17 protein-coding genes and 1 pseudogene are annotated in these 18,415 nt (G+C 66.2%); 8 read left to right on the plus strand and 10 right to left on the minus strand.

Annotated features, from left to right (window positions below):
- Positions 1–29: 29 nt before the first annotated feature.
- Positions 30–1,973 (minus strand): bifunctional 5-dehydro-2-deoxygluconokinase/5-dehydro-2-deoxyphosphogluconate aldolase, encoded by a 1,944-nt coding sequence (locus tag AC0Z2B_RS28020; RefSeq protein WP_476300975.1) that lies wholly within the window; start codon positions 1,971–1,973, stop codon positions 30–32.
- Between the two features lie 274 nt (positions 1,974–2,247).
- Between AC0Z2B_RS28020 and AC0Z2B_RS28025 the strand changes: the two genes are divergently transcribed.
- On the plus strand, positions 2,248–3,156 hold the full coding sequence (locus AC0Z2B_RS28025; RefSeq protein ID WP_476300978.1) for a MurR/RpiR family transcriptional regulator: 909 nt from the start codon (positions 2,248–2,250) through the stop codon (positions 3,154–3,156).
- Positions 3,157–3,488: 332 nt separating this feature from the next.
- Positions 3,489–3,845, plus strand: coding sequence for a hypothetical protein (locus AC0Z2B_RS28030; protein WP_476300981.1), 357 nt, complete (start codon positions 3,489–3,491; stop codon positions 3,843–3,845).
- Here AC0Z2B_RS28030 and AC0Z2B_RS28035 read toward each other — a convergent pair.
- Together AC0Z2B_RS28035 and ercA are read right to left on the minus strand one after the other, a co-directional pair.
- Positions 3,830–5,152: a hybrid sensor histidine kinase/response regulator gene (locus AC0Z2B_RS28035; protein WP_476300984.1), complete on the minus strand. Its 1,323-nt coding sequence runs from the start codon at positions 5,150–5,152 to the stop codon at positions 3,830–3,832. The two genes, AC0Z2B_RS28030 and AC0Z2B_RS28035, sit on opposite strands and share 16 nt — an antisense overlap.
- A complete protein-coding gene (gene ercA, locus AC0Z2B_RS28040) occupies positions 5,136–6,299 on the minus strand; it encodes an alcohol dehydrogenase-like regulatory protein ErcA (RefSeq protein WP_476300987.1) in 1,164 nt (387 codons plus the stop codon). The genes AC0Z2B_RS28035 and ercA overlap by 17 nt, the downstream gene beginning before the upstream one ends.
- A gap of 178 nt (positions 6,300–6,477) precedes the next feature.
- Between ercA and AC0Z2B_RS28045 the strand changes: the two genes are divergently transcribed.
- The gene (locus tag AC0Z2B_RS28045; protein WP_476300990.1) at positions 6,478–6,609 is read left to right on the plus strand and encodes a hypothetical protein; all 132 of its coding nucleotides are present in this window, start codon (positions 6,478–6,480) and stop codon (positions 6,607–6,609) included.
- Positions 6,610–6,655: 46 nt separating this feature from the next.
- Positions 6,656–7,321, plus strand: a complete 666-nt coding sequence (locus AC0Z2B_RS28050) for a response regulator (RefSeq protein WP_476300993.1) — start codon at positions 6,656–6,658, stop codon at positions 7,319–7,321.
- Positions 7,322–7,368: 47 nt separating this feature from the next.
- On the opposite strand, the gene AC0Z2B_RS28055 is transcribed toward AC0Z2B_RS28050, so the two are convergent.
- Complete coding sequence (locus AC0Z2B_RS28055) at positions 7,369–8,691, minus strand: putative bifunctional diguanylate cyclase/phosphodiesterase (RefSeq protein ID WP_476300996.1); 1,323 nt, start codon at positions 8,689–8,691, stop codon at positions 7,369–7,371.
- A gap of 176 nt (positions 8,692–8,867) precedes the next feature.
- Here AC0Z2B_RS28055 and AC0Z2B_RS28060 point away from each other — a divergent pair, with 176 nt between their 5' ends.
- Positions 8,868–9,530, plus strand: coding sequence for an HAD-IA family hydrolase (locus AC0Z2B_RS28060; protein ID WP_473006163.1), 663 nt, complete (start codon positions 8,868–8,870; stop codon positions 9,528–9,530).
- Positions 9,531–9,533: 3 nt separating this feature from the next.
- Here the strand turns inward: AC0Z2B_RS28060 and AC0Z2B_RS28065 are convergent, their stop codons facing one another.
- The 3 genes and pseudogenes from AC0Z2B_RS28065 to AC0Z2B_RS28075 form a co-directional block, all read right to left on the minus strand.
- A complete protein-coding gene (locus AC0Z2B_RS28065) occupies positions 9,534–10,301 on the minus strand; it encodes a methyl-accepting chemotaxis protein (RefSeq protein ID WP_476301033.1) in 768 nt (255 codons plus the stop codon).
- A gap of 165 nt (positions 10,302–10,466) precedes the next feature.
- Positions 10,467–11,231: pseudogene (locus tag AC0Z2B_RS28070) on the minus strand (methyl-accepting chemotaxis protein); the annotation flags it as partial.
- Positions 11,170–11,508 carry a hypothetical protein gene (locus AC0Z2B_RS28075; protein ID WP_476301038.1) on the minus strand — a complete coding sequence of 113 codons (339 nt, stop codon included), beginning with the start codon at positions 11,506–11,508 and terminating at the stop codon, positions 11,170–11,172. The pseudogene AC0Z2B_RS28070 and the gene AC0Z2B_RS28075, both read right to left, overlap by 62 nt.
- A gap of 699 nt (positions 11,509–12,207) precedes the next feature.
- Between AC0Z2B_RS28075 and AC0Z2B_RS28080 the strand changes: the two genes are divergently transcribed.
- Both AC0Z2B_RS28080 and AC0Z2B_RS28085 read left to right on the plus strand, forming a co-directional pair.
- Complete coding sequence (locus tag AC0Z2B_RS28080; protein ID WP_416423602.1) at positions 12,208–12,690, plus strand: GNAT family N-acetyltransferase; 483 nt, start codon at positions 12,208–12,210, stop codon at positions 12,688–12,690.
- 33 nt (positions 12,691–12,723) lie between these two features.
- On the plus strand, positions 12,724–13,263 hold the full coding sequence (locus tag AC0Z2B_RS28085; protein ID WP_476300999.1) for a YbhB/YbcL family Raf kinase inhibitor-like protein: 540 nt from the start codon (positions 12,724–12,726) through the stop codon (positions 13,261–13,263).
- A 105-nt stretch (positions 13,264–13,368) separates the two neighbouring features.
- Here AC0Z2B_RS28085 and eutC read toward each other — a convergent pair whose 3' ends face one another.
- From eutC to eat, 3 genes are read right to left on the minus strand one after another with little or no spacing between them, the layout of a single operon-like run.
- Complete coding sequence (eutC, locus tag AC0Z2B_RS28090) at positions 13,369–14,184, minus strand: ethanolamine ammonia-lyase subunit EutC (protein WP_476301002.1); 816 nt, start codon at positions 14,182–14,184, stop codon at positions 13,369–13,371.
- A gap of 9 nt (positions 14,185–14,193) precedes the next feature.
- Positions 14,194–15,588 carry an ethanolamine ammonia-lyase subunit EutB gene (locus AC0Z2B_RS28095; protein WP_476301005.1) on the minus strand — a complete coding sequence of 465 codons (1,395 nt, stop codon included), beginning with the start codon at positions 15,586–15,588 and terminating at the stop codon, positions 14,194–14,196.
- A 15-nt stretch (positions 15,589–15,603) separates the two neighbouring features.
- Positions 15,604–16,965 (minus strand): ethanolamine permease, encoded by a 1,362-nt coding sequence (gene eat, locus AC0Z2B_RS28100; RefSeq protein WP_416423598.1) that lies wholly within the window; start codon positions 16,963–16,965, stop codon positions 15,604–15,606.
- Positions 16,966–17,351: 386 nt separating this feature from the next.
- On the opposite strand from eat, the gene qhpR reads away from it, so the two are divergent.
- Positions 17,352–18,407, plus strand: coding sequence for an AraC-like transcriptional regulator QhpR (gene qhpR / locus AC0Z2B_RS28105; RefSeq protein ID WP_476301008.1), 1,056 nt, complete (start codon positions 17,352–17,354; stop codon positions 18,405–18,407).
- The last annotated feature ends 8 nt before the right edge of the window (positions 18,408–18,415 follow it).

Raw genomic sequence — 18,415 nt, forward strand, 5'->3', positions numbered from 1 at the left:
ACCTGTTGTTGTTATCGGTGGGGTGACGCTCAGCGGCCGTGACGGGCCGAGCGCCAGGCTTCGATCAATTGGCTGAACCGCTGGCGCACCGCGGCTATCAGGCCGGCGTCGTCCAGTTCGCCCTGGAACCAGGCGCGGCTGGGCTCATGGAAAATCGTGCGGCCCACGGCAAAGCCGCGGCAGGTGGTGCTGGCGGCCGCCTGGGCAAAGCCCTCGGCAAGGTCGCTGGCCGGCGCGTTCAAGCCCAGCAGCACCAAGCCGCGGCAATAGGGGTCGCGCTCGTTGATCAGCGCGTCGAGGGCCTGCCACTGCGCGGCGTCCTGGGCCTCGATTTTCCACCAGGCCGGGTAGATGCCCAGGTTGTACAGGCGCTTGATGGCGCGGTAGAGCACGTCGGGGTGGGCGCCGGGCAGGTCCTTGGGCGGGATGACTTCCAGCAGCAGCTCGTGGCCGCTGGCGATGGACGCCTCGTACAGGCCGCGAATCTGCGCCTCCTGTTCCAGGCGCAGCAAAGGCTCGTCGTCCGGATGGAATTGCACCAGGCACTTGATGATCTGCTCGCTGGGCCAGGCAATCAGGTTGCTGGCCACCGAACGGCCGTGCTCGAAGGCCAGCGGCCGCGAGCCCTGCACCTCCACCGGCCGGGCCACCCACCAGCCACGACCGGTGGCGGCGTTGAGGCTGTCCTGGCCGAAGCGCTGGTCCGCCAGCAGGCCGACGTCGGCGGCGATGCCGCGCTTGGCCAGGTCGGCTTCCACTTCTTCAATAGCGCGCAGGAACAGCTGCTTCAACGCGGGAATGGTCGCCAGGTCGCGGCCGGCCTGCTGCGCCAGTTCCACCAGCTGGCCGCGGTGGTCGAAGGCGAAGATGAACAGCTGTTGCCACTGCTTGCGCGGCACCGTGACCCGGTGCAGGCGTTGCAGGGTTTCGTCCTTGTCCGGGCGGGTGATGGGCACCGGGCTGTTGAACAGGTAGTCCAGCTCGGCAGGCGTCGGCATGGCCGGGGCGCAGGCGTGGCGCGACACCACCAGGCCACCGCAGGCGTTGGCCAGCTGGCAGCAGCGGGCGTCGTCGGCATCGTTCAGCCAGCCGCTGAGGAAGCCGGACATGAAGGCGTCGCCGGCGCCCAGCACGTTGAGCACTTCGACACGGGTGCCGGGGTGGATCTCGCCGTCGTCAAGGCGCGCCGGAATGGCGCCGTGGATCACCGTGCAGCCCTGGGCGCCGAGCTTCACCACCAGGGTGGCGGCGCTCAGTTCACGCACGGTGCGCAGCGCGGTGAGCAAATCGGTGCTGCCGCCGGCGATGAGGAATTCCTCCTCGGTGCCGACGATCAGGTCAAAGCGCGGCAGGATGCGCTGCACGTGGGCGCTGACCTTGTGGTCGGCGACAAAGCGCGTCTCGCCATCGGCCTTGCCCGCCAGGCCCCACAGCACCGGGCGGTAGTCGATGTCGAGGATGCGCTTGACGTTGTGCCGCTCGGCGTAGTCCAGCGCCTGGCTGCTGGCCTTGAACACGCCGTCGGTGGAGAAATGCGTGCCGGTGATCAGCAGCGCCTTGCTGGCGGCGATGAAGTCCTCGCGCACGTCTTCGGCACGCAAGGCCATGTCGGCGCAGTTTTCGCGGTAGAACACCAGGGGGAAGGTTTCGCGGTCCTTGAGGCCCAGCAGCACCATGGCGGTGAGGCGCTCGGGGTCGACCTTGATGGCCGAGGTGTCGCAGCCCTCACGCTGCAGCGACTCCACCAGGAACCGGCCCATGTGGTCGTCCCCTACCCGGCTCAGCATGGCGGACTTGAGCCCCAGCCGCGCGGTGCCGAAGGCGATGTTGGCGGACGAGCCGCCCAGGTACTTGGCGAAACTGGCGACGTCTTCCAGCCTGGCGCCCACCTGTTGGGCGTAGAGGTCGACGCCCAGGCGCCCCAGACAAATCAGATCCAATTGACGCCCAGTGGCAAAACGAGTCTGGCCCATGCTGGCTCCTGTTATTTTTATCAGCCTGCGCACCGGCCAATGGCGGCCGATGTCGTTGTCTTGGGTCCAGATTAGAACGGCTTTTCCATCGGATCAACTTTTTTTCCATAAAAATTTTATGCGGAATTTATTTTCTATTTTCTATCGCGCATACTGGGCTTGAGCGTTTCTGGCGGGTTTGCCACGGGAACTGGACCTTTTGCTCAGGTTTTTTTTCTTGCCTACCCTGTAGACTGCGCGAGCCAATAGCTCCAACCCCAAGAAGGATAAGCACATGTCCCGCCCCGATCAGCCGGCCCTCAGCGAGCCAACCGCCGCCAGCGCCCCGGCCACCGCCGAGCAGCTGCTGCAACTGATCACCCGTGAGTACGAAGGGCTGCCGCGCCAGCTCAAGCGCATCGCCAGCTACATGAGCCAGCAGAGCGACCGCATCATGGTCGACCGCATCAGCGACATCGCTGGCGAATGCGAGGTGCACCCCTCGGCCATCGTGCGCTTTTCCCAGCGCTTCGGCTTCAGCGGCTTCAGCGAAATGCAGGCGTTGTTCCGCGAGGCCTACACCCACAAGGCCACGCCGGTACAGAATTACCAGCAGCGCATTCGCAACCTGATCGCCAACAAGTCGCAGAAGACCAGCGGCGCCGACCTTGCCCGCGAGTGCATCGACGCTACCTTGTCGGGCATCGAGCGCCTGGGCGGCGAACTGGACGACGTGGCCTTCGAGAAGGCCGTCGACCTGGTGGTCAACGCCGAGAACATCTACGTGGTGGGCGTGCGCCGCTCGTTCGCGGTGGCCGACTACCTGGTCTATAACCTGCAGCACACCAACAAGCGCATTCACCTGGTGTCCGGCCTGGGCGGCAGCTACCGCGAGCAGATGCGCAGCGTGCGCCAGGGCGACCTGGTCATCGCCATCAGCTTCACCCCATACGGCAAGGAAACCCAGCACTGCCTGCGCATTGCCCAGCACCACCTGGCCAAGACCCTGATCATCACCGATTCCAACCTCTCGCCGCTGGCCAAGCGCGCCAACAGCGTGCTACTGGTGAATGAAGGCAGCTCCTTCGCCTTCCGCTCCCTGAGCGCCACGCTGTGCCTGTGCCAGGCGCTGTTCATCGCCGTGGCCTACCGGCTGGAGTTGAAAGTGGACGAGATGCATGAGCAGGTGGGCTTCGAGGATTAACGCGGGGCGGGGGTGCGCGCCCCTGTAGCAGCCGCCGCAGGCGGCGTCCGGATCCGCTGCGGTGTGCCAGGAACACCACGGCGCCTCGGACGCGGCCTGCGGCGGATGGCCGCCCCGCCGCTGCTACAGAAACCGCGTTGCGTGCGGGGTAGGAGCCGGCCTTGGCCGCGATATGGCATATGCGCATTCGCATAGCAGCTGCCGCCAGACAGCGTCCGCGCCATTGCCCCAGCAAAAGTGTAGTCATTTGTATCCGTCGGGTTGACCCGTTCAACAAACATCAACACGCTATCGCACCCGAAAATAAAACTTACTCACGGTGCAGAACGGTGATGCACAACCCAATTAACGGTAACGCTCCTCCCGCCCCGTCGCTGCCCCCCGCAGAAGTCGACACCATCCTCAACTACTACCGCATCACCCACCCCAGCGCACAGGCCCCGGATATCGATGCCTTGAAAAGTACTCTGGAGCGCTTCGAGCCACCTGCAAACGCCCCGGAGGTCGACCCTCACATCGCAACCCGCCTGGCGACCGCGCTGAGCGGTGGCGCAGCGGCAGGGCTGGCGGCCGCGTTGATTGCACCGATGATGCCGCTGGTCATGCTTGCCAGCGCGCTGGCCGGCGGGTGGTTGGGTTGGCGAATGGGCAAGCCGCCGGCGGCCGGCCCCGCTCACCCCAACAACTGACTCAACACCGCCCGCAACTTCCCCGCCTTCACCGGCTTGTTCAACAGCGGCGCGCCCAGCCGCTGCAACTGCCGGCGGCACTGGTCGCTGCGCTCGGCGGTGATCACCACCACCGGGATCGCCTGGGCGAAGTGTTCGCGCAGGTGGCGGGCCACTTCGCAGCCGGTGACGCCATGGTCCAGGTGGTAGTCGGCGATGATCAGCTCCGGGGCCTGGCCGTGCAGGGCCGCCAGGGCGGCGGTCTCGTCGGTGGCGGTGATCACCTGGCAACCCCACTGGCCGAGCAGGTCGGCCATGCTGCGCAGAATGTCCGGTTCGTTGTCCAGCACCAGCAGGCGCCGCCCCGGCAGCGGGTTGCCCAGGCGCGGCTGCGGCACCGGGTTGGGCGCCGGCGGTTGGGCAGCCAGGGGCACCAGCAGGCTGAAGCACGAGCCGCGCCCTGGGGTGGAGCGCACCTGCACGCCAGTGTCGAGGATGCGGGCGATACGCTCGACAATGGCCAGGCCCAAGCCGACGCCCTTGCGCTCGGCGGCGCGGCCCACTTCCAGCTGGTTGAACTCGAGGAAGATCGCTTGCAGCTGGTCGGCGGCAATGCCGCGCCCGGTGTCCCACACTTCGATGCGCAGCTGGTCGCCGCGCCGCCGCGCGCCCAGCAAAATGCGCCCCCGTTCGGTGTAGCGGCAGGCGTTGCTGAGCAGGTTGCGCAGGATGCGCGCCAGCAGGCGCAGGTCGGTGCGCACGGCGAAGCGCCCGCAGCGCAGGCTCAGGCTTAGCCCGGCGGCTTCGGCCACCGGCTGGAATTCCGAGGCCAACGGCGCGAGTACTTCCTCCAGGCGGTACACATCGACATCCGGTTTGATCGCGGCCTGGTCCAGGCGCGAGATGTCCAGCAGGTCGGTGAGCAGGTCCTCGGCGCCTTCCAGCGCCTGGTGCGTGCGTTCCACCAGGCCCTTCTCGGCGCTGGGCAACGAACGTTCACGCAAGGTGGAAATCAGCAGCCGTGCCGCGTTCAGCGGTTGCAGCAGGTCGTGGCTGGCGGCGGCCAGGTACTTGTCCTTGCTGAGGTTGGCGGCCTGGGCGGCGTCGCGGGCCTCGCGCAGTTCCTCGGTGCGTTCGCTGACGCGCCGCTCCAGCTCGTCGTTAAGCTCTTGCAGGCGCAGGGACAGCGCCTGGTAGCGGTTGCGCTCGGTTTCCAGTTCCTGCAGGCGTGCGGCCAGCTCTGGGTAATGGCTTTTGCGCACCGAATGGTTGGTCAGCCCCAGCAGCCCGGCCAGGGCCTGTTGGCGCGGGTCAGAGGGCTTCGCCAAAGACCACCTCGACGTCGCGCTGGCTGGACTGGCGCGGGTTGGTGAGGATGCACGGGTCGTGCATGGCATGGTGCGACAGGAACGGAATGTCCGCCACCCGCACGCCATGCAGGCCCAGGGTCTCGTGGAAGCCGATGGCGTGCTTCAGGGCAATCAGGTGCTCCACCAGGCGCTGGCGAATCTGCGCGTGGTTGAGGCCGCGGCAGTCGATGCCGCAGGTCTGGGCAATGACCTGGAAGCGCTCGGGCGCGGCGCTGTAGTTGAAGGCCACCACGTGCTCCACCAGCACGGCGTTGCACAGCCCGTGCGGCAGGTCGAGAAAGCCGCCCAGGCTGTGGGACATGGCGTGCACCGCGCCAAGAATGGCGTTGGAGAACGCCAGCCCGGCCTGCATGCTGCCCAGCATGACCTTTTCGCGCAGGGCCAGGTCGCGGGGGTTGGCGATCATCTGCACCAGGTGGCCGTTGATCAGGCGGATGGCTTCCAGGGCATGGGGGTCGGTGAGCGGCCCGTGGCCGGTGGACACGAAGGCTTCGATGGCGTGGACCAGCGCGTCAATGCCGGTGCAGGCGGACAGGAAAGGGTCCATGCTCAGGGTGGTCTCGGGGTCGATCAGCGCCACGTCGGGCACCGCGCCCTTGCTGACGATGGAGATCTTCATGCGCCGCTCCTGGTTGGACAGGATGACGAACTGCGAGACGTCCGCCGAAGTGCCGGCGGTGGTGGGAATCAGGATCAGCGGCGGGCTGGGCACGCGCAGGGTATCCACGCCCTCGAACTCAAGGATGTGGCGGTCATGGGCGACGACGATGCCGATGGCCTTGGCGCAGTCCATGGGGCTGCCGCCGCCCACCGCGACAATCACGTCGCAGTGCTCGGCGCGGTAGCGTTCGGCGCCCAGCATCACCTCTTCCACCCGCGGGTTGGGCGACACCGTGCTGTACAGGCAGTAGTCGATGCCCTCGCCGGCCAGGCTGGCCTCGACGTCGGCGACCCAGCCGGCGGCCACCACCCCCGGGTCGCTGACCAGCAGCACCTTGCGGGCACCGAAGTTCTTCGCGTAATTGGCGACGTGGTGGCGGCAACCGGCGCCGAAGATGATTTCCGGGGAGACGAATTTGCGCAGTTGGCTGATGGCAGGGCTCATGTCTGTTCTTCTGGCAGGGACAGTTGGCGTCAGGGTAATGCATTGCCGGGCCAATGCGCAGCCTGGCCAGCCCTGCCCGCCTACTACTTTGGTACTGGTTCGGCAGGCCCAAAGGAGCATTTTCAAAGCCTGCGATGCGCCCTGTAATGCGCCCATAACTAGAAAGAGCATCGCCGCCATGATTCGCTTCCTTGCCCCCCTGCTCTGCCAAGCCGCGCTCGGTCTGGCGTTCGGTTGCCTCCTCGCCAACGTTGCCCACGCTAAAACCCCGCCGCCCGACCACCGCGGCAAGCTTCTGCGTGCCCTGTGATACCCTGTTCCAGGCCCTTTGCCCACAACAAGAACAGCCGACCCCCATGTACCGATTCCTGATTGCCGACGACCACCCGTTGTTCCGCGAAGCCATGGCCCGCGTGCTGCTCGATGCCTTCGAGGGCTGCGAAGTGCTGGAAACCGCCGACCTGGACAGCACCCTGCAATTGACCCAGCAGCACGATGACCTGGACCTGATCCTGCTGGACCTGAACATGCCGGGCATGCACGGCCTGGGCGGCCTGCTCAACCTGCGCAACGAGGCGCCGACCATTCCGGTGGTGGTGGTGTCGGCCGAACAGGACAAGCAGGTGGTGCTGCAGGCCATCACCTATGGCGCCGCCGGCTTCATCACCAAGTCCTCGCCGCGGGCGCAGATGACCAGCGCCCTGACCCAGGTGCTGGAGGGTGACGTGTACCTGCCGGCGGACATTATCCGCAGCGGTGCCGGCCGCCCGGCGCAGGCCGGCACGCCGACGCCGGGGTTGTCGGTGGCATTATTGGAGGCGCTGACCCGCAAGCAATTGCAGGTGCTGGAGCGCATGACCAAGGGCGAGTCGAACAAACAGATCGCCTGGCACCTGGAAATCGCCGAGACCACGGTGAAGGCCCATGTGTCGGCGATCCTGCGCAAGCTCAACGTGCATAACCGGGTGCAGGCGATTCTCAGCGCTGGCGAGATCGACTTCGCGGCCTACTTGCGGCGTTGAGCCCCTGACGCGGCCTTCGGCCGCTGCTACGGGGGCCGTGCCGGCCCTCAATACGCCAGCGGAAACTCGCCGCACTCGCTCCACGCCAGGAACTGCGCCTCGTCCATCGGCCGGGCGAAGAAATACCCCTGGGCCTCGTCGCAACCGTATTCACGCACCAGTTGCAGGCAGCGGAACGTCTCCACGCCCTCGGCCACCGTGCGGTAGCCCAACTCGCTGGCCAGCTTGAGAATCGAACGGGCGATCTTCTGGTAGCGCGGGTTGTCCTCGATGCCGGTCACCATGGAACGGTCGAGCTTGACCACGTTCGCGGGAATTTCGTGCAGGTAGGAGAAGTTGCTGTAGCCCGAGCCGAAATCGTCGATGGCCACGTCCATGCCCAGCCCGCGAATCTGCGCCAGCTCGCCCAGCACCTTGGGGTTGGAGCGCAGCCATTCGCCCTCGGTGATCTCCACTTCCACCCGCTGCGGGTCGATGCCGTGCTGCTGGCACAGCCGGCGCAGGGTGCCGCTGACATCGTGGCCGTCGAAGTCCATGGGCGACAGGTTGATGGACAGCTGGCTCAGGGTCTGGCCGCGCCACTGGGCGAGCTTGCCCAAGGCGGTGTCGATGACCCAGCGGGTGACCTCGTGGATCATGCCGTTGCGTTCCAGCACCGGGATGAACTCGGCCGGTGACACCCGTCCCAGGCGCGGGTGCTGCCAGCGCAGCAGCACCTCGGCGCTGACCTGGGCGCCGTCGCCAATGGCGAAGCGCGGCTGGAAGTGCAGGCTCAGCTGCCCGTCGGCCATGGCCTCGGTGATGTCGGCGGCCAGGTAGAAGCTGCGCCGGTACTCGGCGTCGCGCACCGGGTCATACGCCGCCCAGCGCTGGCCAGCCAGCACCGCCAGCTCGGTGGCGTACATGGCCTTGCGCAGCACGTCGCGCAGGGCCTCGGCCTCCAGCGCGAAGTCAACGCTGCCGGCGCGCACCGTGGGGTGGATCGGCACGGTGTCGAGCAGGGCCGGCTGGCGCAGGGTGTCCACCAGGCCTTCGATGAACGCAGGGAAGTCATCCAGGCCGGCGCTGATCACGAAGGCGAAGCGCTTGACGCCGATATGGTACAAACGTGCCACACCGTCCAGTTGTTGGTTCAACCGCGCGGAAATGCAGCGGATGATGCCCTCGAACGGCGCCAGGCCCATGGCCAGGGTCATGTCATGGGCCCAGTGCATGTCCAGCGCATCGATCAACACCAGGGTGCGTGCCTCGCCCGGGTGCTGGCTGGCCAATACGCCCAGGTCGAGGGCGAACTGTTCGCGATTGGGCAGGCCACTGATGGGGTCCAGCCGCGAAGCCGCCGAGGGCTGGGCGTAAGCGTGTTGAAGCATGTGTAACTCCTGCAGGGCCGGTCAGGCAACGAACGGTCGTCACATAATAGCGAATTAACATCACCACAAACTGATCGGTGACAAGGTTTTATCGGCCGCCTTCGCCCTGACGTTAGGGTAATCACCTGATAGGATTACGCGCTTAAAGCTTTCAGCCACCCTGAATGGATATCGCGATGCTCACCGCCTTGCTGTTTGACCTTGATGGCACCCTGACTGACACCGACAAGCTGCACCTGCTGGCCATCCAGCAATTGCTGGCCGAAGAAGGCCGCGACTTTACCGAGGAAGACTTCGTCAAGCACTGCAGCGGCCAGGCCAACCCGAACATGTGCCGCAACCTGTTCCCGGAGCGCTCGGTGGCCGAGCACCAACTGTTCGCCGACCGCAAGGAAGCGCGCTTCCGCGAGCTGTCGCCGCAACTGGCTCCCCTGGCCGGCCTGCCGCGCCTGCTGGACTTCGCCGAAGCCCAGGGCATCGGCAAGGTGGTGGTCACCAACGCCCCGCGCGCCAATGCCGACCACATGCTGGGCGCGCTGGGCATTGCGCCGCGCTTCCACAGCGTGGTGGTGGCCGAAGAGCTGCCACGGGCCAAGCCCGACCCGCTGCCCTACCTCACCGGCCTGGAACGCCTGGGCGCCCGCGCCAGCGACGCCATTGCCTTCGAGGACTCGGTGCCGGGCCTGACCGCGGCGGTCAAGGCCGGCATTTTCACCGTGGCCCTGACCACCAGCCAGAGCCGCGAGACCCTGCTGGCGGCCGGCGCGCACCTGGTGATCGAGGACTTCAACGACGAGCGCCTGTGGCAGGCCATCGGCGAGTTGCAAGCCGCGAACTGAGGCTTATGCCCCCAGCCGCGCGGTCACCTCGTTGAGTTGACGCGACAGGTCGTGCAGCCGGCGGCTGGCCACTTCGGTGCGCTGCACGTTGCCCTGGTTGGTGCTGGCGATCTCGGTGATGTCGGTGAGGTTGCGCGAGATGTCCTCGGCCACTGAGGTCTGCTCCTCGGCCGCCGTGGCGATCTGCCGGTTCATGTCGCGGATCGCCTCCACCGCCGAGGTGATCTGGCGCAGCATGTCACCGGCCTGGGTCACCTGGGCCACGCCCTCCTCGCTACGCGCCTGGCCGCTCTGGATCGCTTTCACCGCGTCGCTGGCACCGGCCTGCACGGCGTTGATGATCTGGTTGATCTCGATGATCGACGCCGCCGTGCGCTGGGCCAGGCTGCGGACCTCGTCGGCGACCACGGCAAAGCCACGCCCTGCCTCGCCGGCGCGGGCGGCCTCGATGGCGGCGTTGAGGGCCAGCAGGTTGGTCTGCTCGGCGATGCCGCGAATCACTTCCAGCACCTTGCCGATGCGTGCGCTGTCGTTTTCCAGGTTGCCGATGACCTGGGCGGTGGTGGTGATCTCGCCGCGCATGTGAGTGATGGTCTCGATGGTGGCGCGCATCACCTGCTCACCCCGGTGCGCGGAGGCATCGGCCTGGTCGGCCGCCTGGGCCGCGTCCACGGCGTGGCGCGCCACTTCCTGGGCGGTGGCGGACATTTCGGTCATGGCCGTGGCCACCTGGTCGGTGCGGTTGAACTGGTCGTGGGTGCCTTGCGACATCTGCCCGGCAATGCCATGCAGGTCGGCGCTGGCGCCGTCCAGGTCACCGGCGTTGCGCTTGAGACCGGTGAAGGTCTCGGCGAGGAAGTCGCGCAGGGTATTGGCTGCCACGGCAAGGCGGCCCAGCTCATCCTGGCGATGGCTGTCCACGCGCTGGTTGAACTGGCCGCGGCTGAGGTCGGCCACGTACTCGATCAGCTGCTGGATAGGCACCACCAGGTAGCGGCTGACCAGCACCAGGCTCAGCAGGCCGATCAGCAGCCCGGACACCACCAGCACCAGCAGGCCGCCCCACACCGTGGTGTCGGCCGAGTCACGAATGGCCGCAGCCTGCTGCTCGCCGGCCTTGCGGATCTGGCTCACCAGCGCGCTCATCTGCTCGCTCACGGCGCGGTCCACGCCCTTCACCGCGGCATCGCCGGCGGCCGGGTCGGCGCCCGCAGCCACGAAGGCATCGCGGCCACGCTGGTAGTCCTGCTCCAGCGCCCGGTGCTTGTCACGCAGGCCTTGGATGTCGGCTTTCAGGTTGGCATCGATGCCCGGCTGGGCCACCAGGCGGCCAAGAATCTCCTGCACGTCACGCTGGCGGTCTTCGAACTGGCCCCAGTACTTGGCCAGGTCCGCAGGTTGCTTGCCGCGCAGCAGCACGTCTTTCCATTCCTGGACCTGGATCTTGAATTGCAGGTTGGCCTCATCGATCAGTTGCGAGGTGCGCAACGGGCCTTCGATCAGCTGGTGATAGTCCTTCACACCATTGGCCAACAAGTGAAAGCAGGACAATGCGATCAGCAGCATGGCCAGCAGGCTGCCGCCGATCAGGGTGAGCATTTGGGCTTTCAGGGATTTGCGCACGACCATCGAGAGGTACTCATGACAGGGATAAACCACCGCGCCAAGGGTGCGCGGTGTCGAAGACGTCCCTTTCTTCATGCAGTAAAAAACGATGCTTCATGCCACGCATCGGCGGCGTTGCCGAGGACTTGAATGCAGTTCGTCGGCAGGCCATTTGCCATCCTTGGCTGGGAAATTTATATGGCAAATCAATGACAAATTGATGACAGAACAAACTTCTTCGGACACCACCCAGCAGGCTTGTGATCTGCTGTTGATCTGGCTTGTGATCTGCTTGTGATCTGCTGTTGATCTGGCTTTTGATCTTGATTGTATGCCCCGTAAAGCGCCCGGGCCGACTGGAGGCGTCGATCAACGGGCTGCCCGAAGGGCCGAGGCCGCAGGCCGAAGAGACGGTAACCCGCAGGCTTCTATAGCGGGTGCCGTCTGCCCGTTGAGCGGCGCCGGAAGGAGGGGACCCGTAGCGCAGCGGAGGGCCCAAGCAGGGGCAAGCCCTTTTTGGTGACTTTTTGGGGCGACTGCCAAAAAGTTACTCGCCGTAAGGGCGAAACGGTCAGTGGTCGCCCCGCGAAAATGGATATGTTCGAAATCGCCGAAGCAGGATACGGAATCCGCGAGCATATCCATTATCAAGGGTGATGCAGAATCACCTTTCCGGCCTTACGCCGGCTCACTTTTTGTCAAACGCCACAAAAAGTAAGCAAAAAAGGCTTGCCCCTGCTTGGTCCCTACGCTCCGCTGCGGGTCCCCTCCCTCCGGCGTCGTCCAAGCGGCCGACGGCCCGGAATAGAAGCGCCTCCGGTTCCGTCTTCCCCGGCTACGCCGTGGACCGCTTGGCCGCCGCCTCCAGTCGGCCCTGGCGCTTTACGGGGCACACAATCAAGATCAAAGGCCGCACGGGATCAAGATCAAGATCAACAGCTGCCTCGCTTGAGTGTTGTGGTGATGGGGGCGGCCAGCGCAGCCTGGCGGCAGCGGCTACGCGATAGCGTGATGCGCAGCCCTGACGCAGTCAGGCACAATGGCAGTTTTCCCTGGCCCGAGGAATACGCCCTTGCCCCTGCACATCCGCCCCGCCACCCCCGCCGACGCCGAACTGATCCTGGGCTTCATCACTGAACTGGCCATCTACGAAAAAGCCGAGCACGAGGTCGTTGCCAACGTCGACGATATCCGCCGCAGCCTCGAAGACCCCGAAGGCTACGCCCGCGCCCTGGTGTGCTCGCTGGACGACGAGCCAGTCGGCTTCGCCCTGTACTTCCTCAGCTACTCCACCTGGCTGGGCCGCAAGGGCATTTACCTGGAAGACCTGTACGTGTCGTCGAAACACCGCGGCGTGGGCGCCGGCAAGGCGCTGCTCAAGCACCTGGCGCAGATTGCCCACGACAGCGGCTGTGGCCGCCTGGAATGGAGCGTGCTGGACTGGAATGAGCCGGCGATCAAATTCTACGAATCCATCGGCGCCGCCGCCCAGCCCGAGTGGATTCGCTACCGCCTGGCCGGCGATTCGCTCAAGGCTTTCGCCCAGGCCGACTAGACTGGCTGGCAACGGGATAAAAGGAGAGGTTCCATGTTGCCACGCTCGATTGCCCTTGCTGCCTGCCTGTGCTTGCCATTGCTGGCCCAGGCAGCGCCGTTCACGCTCAGGACCCCGGATGGCGACGACAACGCCCTGCTGCGCCAGGCCAATGCCGGCAACACCGGGGACTGCGGCGGTGAGAACGTCTCGCCGGCGCTGAGCTGGAGCAACGTGCCCCAGGGCACGCAAAGCTTCGCCGTGACCATTCACGACCCCGACGGCCAGAAAGGCCTGGGGGTGGACCACTGGGTGCACTATGGCATCAAGGCCAGCACCCATGAGGTGGGCGCCGATGCCAGCCTCAAGGGCAAGATCGAAGGCGTGGGCGGCAGCAACAGCAAGGGCCTGGCCACCTACAGCGGGCCGTGCCCGCCGGTAGGGGAAAACCCGCACCACTACGTGATCCAGATCTATGCGCTGGACCTGGCGCCGGATGCGCTGCCGGCCGGGTTGACCCGTGACGACCTGCTGGCGCGAATCAAGGGGCATATCCTGGCCAACACCAGTGTGGTGCGGCGCTACGGTCGTTAGCGCAACACCGCACGCGCTGTAGCCGCTGCCGCAGGCTGCGCTGGCCGGTGTGAACCCAGGAGATCTTCAGCGAGGCGTAGGGCCCGCGCAGCCTGGCGGCAGCGGCTACGGGGCGTGGGTGGGGCCGAGCAGGAAGTTGCCTGGGCCGGTTCCGCCCTCCACCACCGGCACCACCGCCTCATCCTTGAGGTTCACCCCCGACAGCTGCCGCCGCCACGCCTCGCGCATCAGGTACAGCAGCTTGTGTGCCGCCATGGCGTAGCTCATGCCCTCCAGCCGCACGTTGGAGATGCAGTTGCGCGACGCGTCGTTAAGCCCGACCCGCGGCGCGTAGGTGAAGTACAGCCCCAGGCTGTCGGGGGAACTGAGGCCCGGCCGTTCGCCGATCAGGATCACCACCATGCGCGCGCCCAGGCGTTCGCCAATCTCGTCGGCCACCGCCACCCGCCCCTGCTCCACCAGGCTCACCGGCGCCTGGCGCCAGCCTTCGGCGGCGGCCATTTCGTCGATGAACTGCAGCATCAGCACGCTATGCCGGCGCACCGCCAGTGACGACAGGCCGTCGGCGATCACCACGGCCAGGTCATAGCCGTCGGGGTTGAGCTGGCGATGTTCGTCCAGCAGCGTGGCCGAGGCACTGTCCAGCCGCCGCCCCAGGTCCGGGCGTTGCAGGTAGACGTGGCGGTCGCTGGCGGCGCTGTGCAGCAGCAGCGCCTGGCCATTGAGGCTGGCGGCCAGCAGCTCGCGGTCGAACGGCGTGTGCACCGCGTCCCGGGCCTGGGCGTGGGCGTACTGGAAATCCAGCTGCGCGTCGGTGGGCAGGCTGGTGCCGGCGCGGCCCAGGGCGATGCGCGCCGAGGTCAGGCTGCGCAGTTGCTGCCAGGGGTCGGCCTGGGCCGGTTGCTTGCGGTCATCGCTCATGGCTTGCCCTCACTTCAACTGTGCCAGCGCCTGGCGAAACGCCGGCGGCAAGCCCTTGCCCAGCTGCAGCGTGCCGTCGCCCTGGGTCATGATCTGCATGCGCGCCAGCCATTCCTCGTACTCTGGCGCCGGGCGCAGGCCCAGGGTCTTGCGCGCGTACAGGGCGTCGTGGAACGAGGTGGTCTGGTAGTTGAGCATGATGTCGTCGGAGCCGGGGATGCCCATGATGAAGTTGATGCCGGCCACACCCAGCAGGGTCAGCAGCATGTCCATGTCATCCTGGTCGGCTTCGGCGTGGTTGGTGTAGCAGATGTCGCAGCCCATGGGCACGCCCAGCAGCTTGCCGCAGAAGTGGTCTTCCAGGCCGGCGCGGATGATCTGCTTGCCGTTGTACAGGTATTCTGGGCCGATGAAGCCGACCACGGTGTTCACCAGGAACGGCTTGAAATGCCGGGCCACGGCGTAGGCGCGGGTTTCGCAGGTCTGCTGGTCGACGCCGTGGTGGGCGTTGGCCGACAGCGCGCTGCCCTGCCCGGTCTCGAAATACATGAGGTTCTGGCCGACGGTGCCACGCTTCAGGCTCAGGCCGGCCTCGTAGCCTTCGCGCAGCAGTTCCAGGCTGATGCCGAAGCTGGCGTTGGCCGCCTCGGTGCCGGCGATGGACTGGAACACCAGGTCCAGCGGCACGCCGCGTTCGATGGCGGCTATGGACGAGGTGACGTGGGTGAGCACGCAGGACTGGGTGGGAATCTCGTAGCGCTGGATGACGCCGTCGAGCATGCGCAGCAGGTCGCTGATGGCGCTGAGGCTGTCGGTGGCCGGGTTGATGCCGATCATGGCGTCGCCGTTGCCGTACAGCAGGCCGTCGAGCACGCTGGCAGCGATGCCGGCGGGGTCGTCGGTCGGGTGGTTGGGCTGCAGCCGCGTGGACAGCCGCCCGCGCAGGCCCACGGTGTTGCGGAATCGGGTGACCACGCGGATCTTCTGCGCCACCAGCACCAGGTCCTGCACGCGCATGATCTTCGACACCGCCGCGGCCATCTCCGGGGTAAGCCCCGGGGCCAGGGCGCGCAGCGTGGCTTCATCGGCCTCGTCGCCCAGCAGCCAGTCGCGCAGGCCACCCACGGTCAGGTGGCTGACCGGGGCGAAGGCGGCGGCGTCGTGGCTGTCGAGGATCAGCCGGGTCACCTCGTCACTTTCGTAAGGGATCAGCGCCTCGCTGAGGAAGCGCTTGAGCGGCACGTCCGCCAGGGCCATCTGCGCCGCCGCACGCTCGGCATCGCTGCCGGCGGCGACTTCGGCCAGGTAGTCGCCGGACCGGGCCGGGCTGGCCTTGGCCATCAGCTCCTTGAGGCTGTCGAAACGCCAGGCCAGGCCACCCACGGTATGCACGAAACCACTCATTTCAGGACTCCTTTCTCAAGCGTTGCCAGCCAGGGCGACACGGGCGGCGCCGCGGCCCAGCACGACCTTGCAGAAGACCGCGCCTGCAATCATCAGGCCGGCGAACACACAGGCGATCTGGCCGTTGAACCAGACCATGGCGATCAGGCACACCACAGCCAGCACCAGGGCGATGCCCGGCACCACAGGATAGCCCGGGGCGCGGAAGCTGCGTTCCAGGTTCGGTTCGATCTTGCGCAGGCGGAACAGGCTCAGCAGGCTGATGATGTACATCACGATAGCGCCGAACACCGACATGGTGATCATCGCCGCCGTCAGGCTCATGCCCTGCAGGTTGACCAGGCCGTCGCTGAAGATGGCGGCGATGCCGATCACGCCGCCGGCCAGGATGGCGCGGTGCGGGGTCTGGAAGCGTGACAGCTTGGCCAGGCCGGCAGGCAGGAAGCCGGCACGGGCCAGGGCGAAGAACTGGCGCGAATAGCCCATGATGATGCCGTGGAAGCTGGCCACCAGGCCGAACAGGCCGATCCACACCAGCATGTGCATCCAGTTGGAGTTGTTGCCCACCACGGTCTTCATGGCCTGGGGCAGCGGGTCGTTGAGGTTGGACAGGGCTTTCCAGTCGCCCACGCCGCCAGCGAAGACCATGGTGCCGATGGCCAGCACCACCAGGGTGAGGATGCCGGTGATGTAGGCACGCGGAATGGTCTTCTTCGGGTCCTTGGCTTCTTCGGCAGCCATGGCCGCGCCTTCGATGGCGAGGAAGAACCAGATGGCGAACGGGATGGCCGCGAACACGCCGGACAACGCGCCCAGGCTGAAAGTGTCACTGCCGGCCCAGCCGCCCAGCACGAAGTTGCTGAAGCTGAAGCCAGGTGCCACCACCCCCATGAACACCAGCAGTTCCAGCACCGCCAGCACCGTGACCACCAGTTCGAAGGTGGCGGCGATGTTGACGCCGATAATGTTCAGGCCCATGAACACCAGGTAGGCGCCGGCGGCGGCCCACTTGGGGTCCAGCCCCGGGAACTGCACGTTCAGGTAGGCGCCGATGGCCATGGCGATGGCCGGTGGCGCGAACACGAACTCGATCAGGGTGGCCAGGCCGGCGATCATCCCGCCGCCCACGCCAAAGGCACGCAGGCTGTAGGCGAACGGGCCGCCGGCGTTGGGGATGGCGGTGGTCAGTTCGGTGAAACTGAAGATGAAGCAGGTGTACATCACCGCCACCATCAGCGTGGTCACCAGGAAGCCCAGGGTGCCGGCGGTGCCCCAGCCGTAGCTCCAGCCGAAGTACTCGCCGGAAATCACCAGGCCCACGGCGATGCCCCACAGATGGAGGGTGCCCAATGTCGGTTTGAGTTGCGTGCTGCTCATTGTGTCGTACCTTCGAGAGGATGCCTGGGGCCCAGCATATCGAAGCATTTGCTTACAAGACTTGACCGGTAAAACCGGCTTTTGTGCCCTGCGGTCAAGTTTGGCGAAGGGTGCGCAATGGCGGGGCATGACGCGCGCCAAGTGCACCATGAAGCAGCGGCCGCCAGGCCGCGTCACGGGCGCTGCGGTAGTGCAGGTACGCCGCGTGGGGGGGCAGGACGCAGCCTTCGGCAGCTGCTACGGGGGTGGTTACCGGAATTCCCAGTCAGGGGGCGGGTGATTGCAGCCTATCGGCCGTTCAGGCCTCTACACCGCCGGAAGCATGAACCCGGAACAACTCTTGCTTGAAGTTTTTTCATGATGCCCCCGCTGACAAGGTAACCGCCATGACCCCTTCGCTGTTTTCCCCCGCCTTGCACCCTGGCTCCCGGGCGAACAACCGTGGGGTGTTGTCGGCGGCGGCCAACGGCCTGGACCAGTTCATCACCCACCACGGCGGCGACCTGGACCGGGTATTCGGCCATGCCGGCATCGACGCCGAACAGCTGCGCCACCCCACGCTGAGCCTGGCCCTGCCCAACTATTGCCAGGTGCTGGAAGAGGCCGCACGGCAGACCGGCTGCGACAACTTCGGCCTGCGCTACGGCGAACAATTCAAGCCCCAGGCCCTGGGCCTGCTGGGCTACGTGGGCCTGTGCTCGGCCACCCTGGAGGAAGCGCTGGTGAACTTCGCCCAGGCCTTCCCCTTCCACCAGCACAGCACGCTGATCCAGTTGGTGGACCAGGGCGAGTGTTACCGTTTCGACTACCAGGTGCGCCACGGCGCCATCCTCGAGAAGCGCCAGGACGCCGAACTGACCATGGGCATGGCCATGAACCTGGTGCGCCACGTGCTGGGGCAGCATTGGGCACCGCGCGAAGTGCAGTTCGAGCACGCACGGCCCATGGACTGGCAGGAGCACCGCGCGGTGTTCGACGCGCCGGTGCGTTTTGACCAACCGTGCAACGCCATCCTGATTCCCAAGCAGGACCTGCAGGGCAAACCCATGCCCGGCCATGACCCGGTGCTACTGATGCTGGTGATGGATGCCATTCGGCAACTGGGCGACGCCGACGCCGGCCCGGACCTGCTGGAGCAGGCCCGCCAGGCCATTCGCGCGGTACTGCACCAGGGCGAACCGGTGCTGGAACTGATTGCCGAACAACTGGAACTCACCGATTCGGGCCTGCAACGCCGGCTGCGCGAGCGCGGCATCAGCTTCAGCCAGCTGATTGACGAAACCCGCCAGTTGCTGGCCCGCCAGTACCTGCGCCAGCCCAACCTGTCGATCAGCGACCTGGCGCCCCTGCTGGGCTACTCGGAAACCAGCGCGTTTTCCCGCGCCTTCAAGCGCTGGTTCGGGATGAGCCCGCGGCAGTGGCGGCAGGCGGCAAGTCACTGACACGTGGG

The organism is Pseudomonas sp. GYB4201 (genome assembly GCF_056312595.1).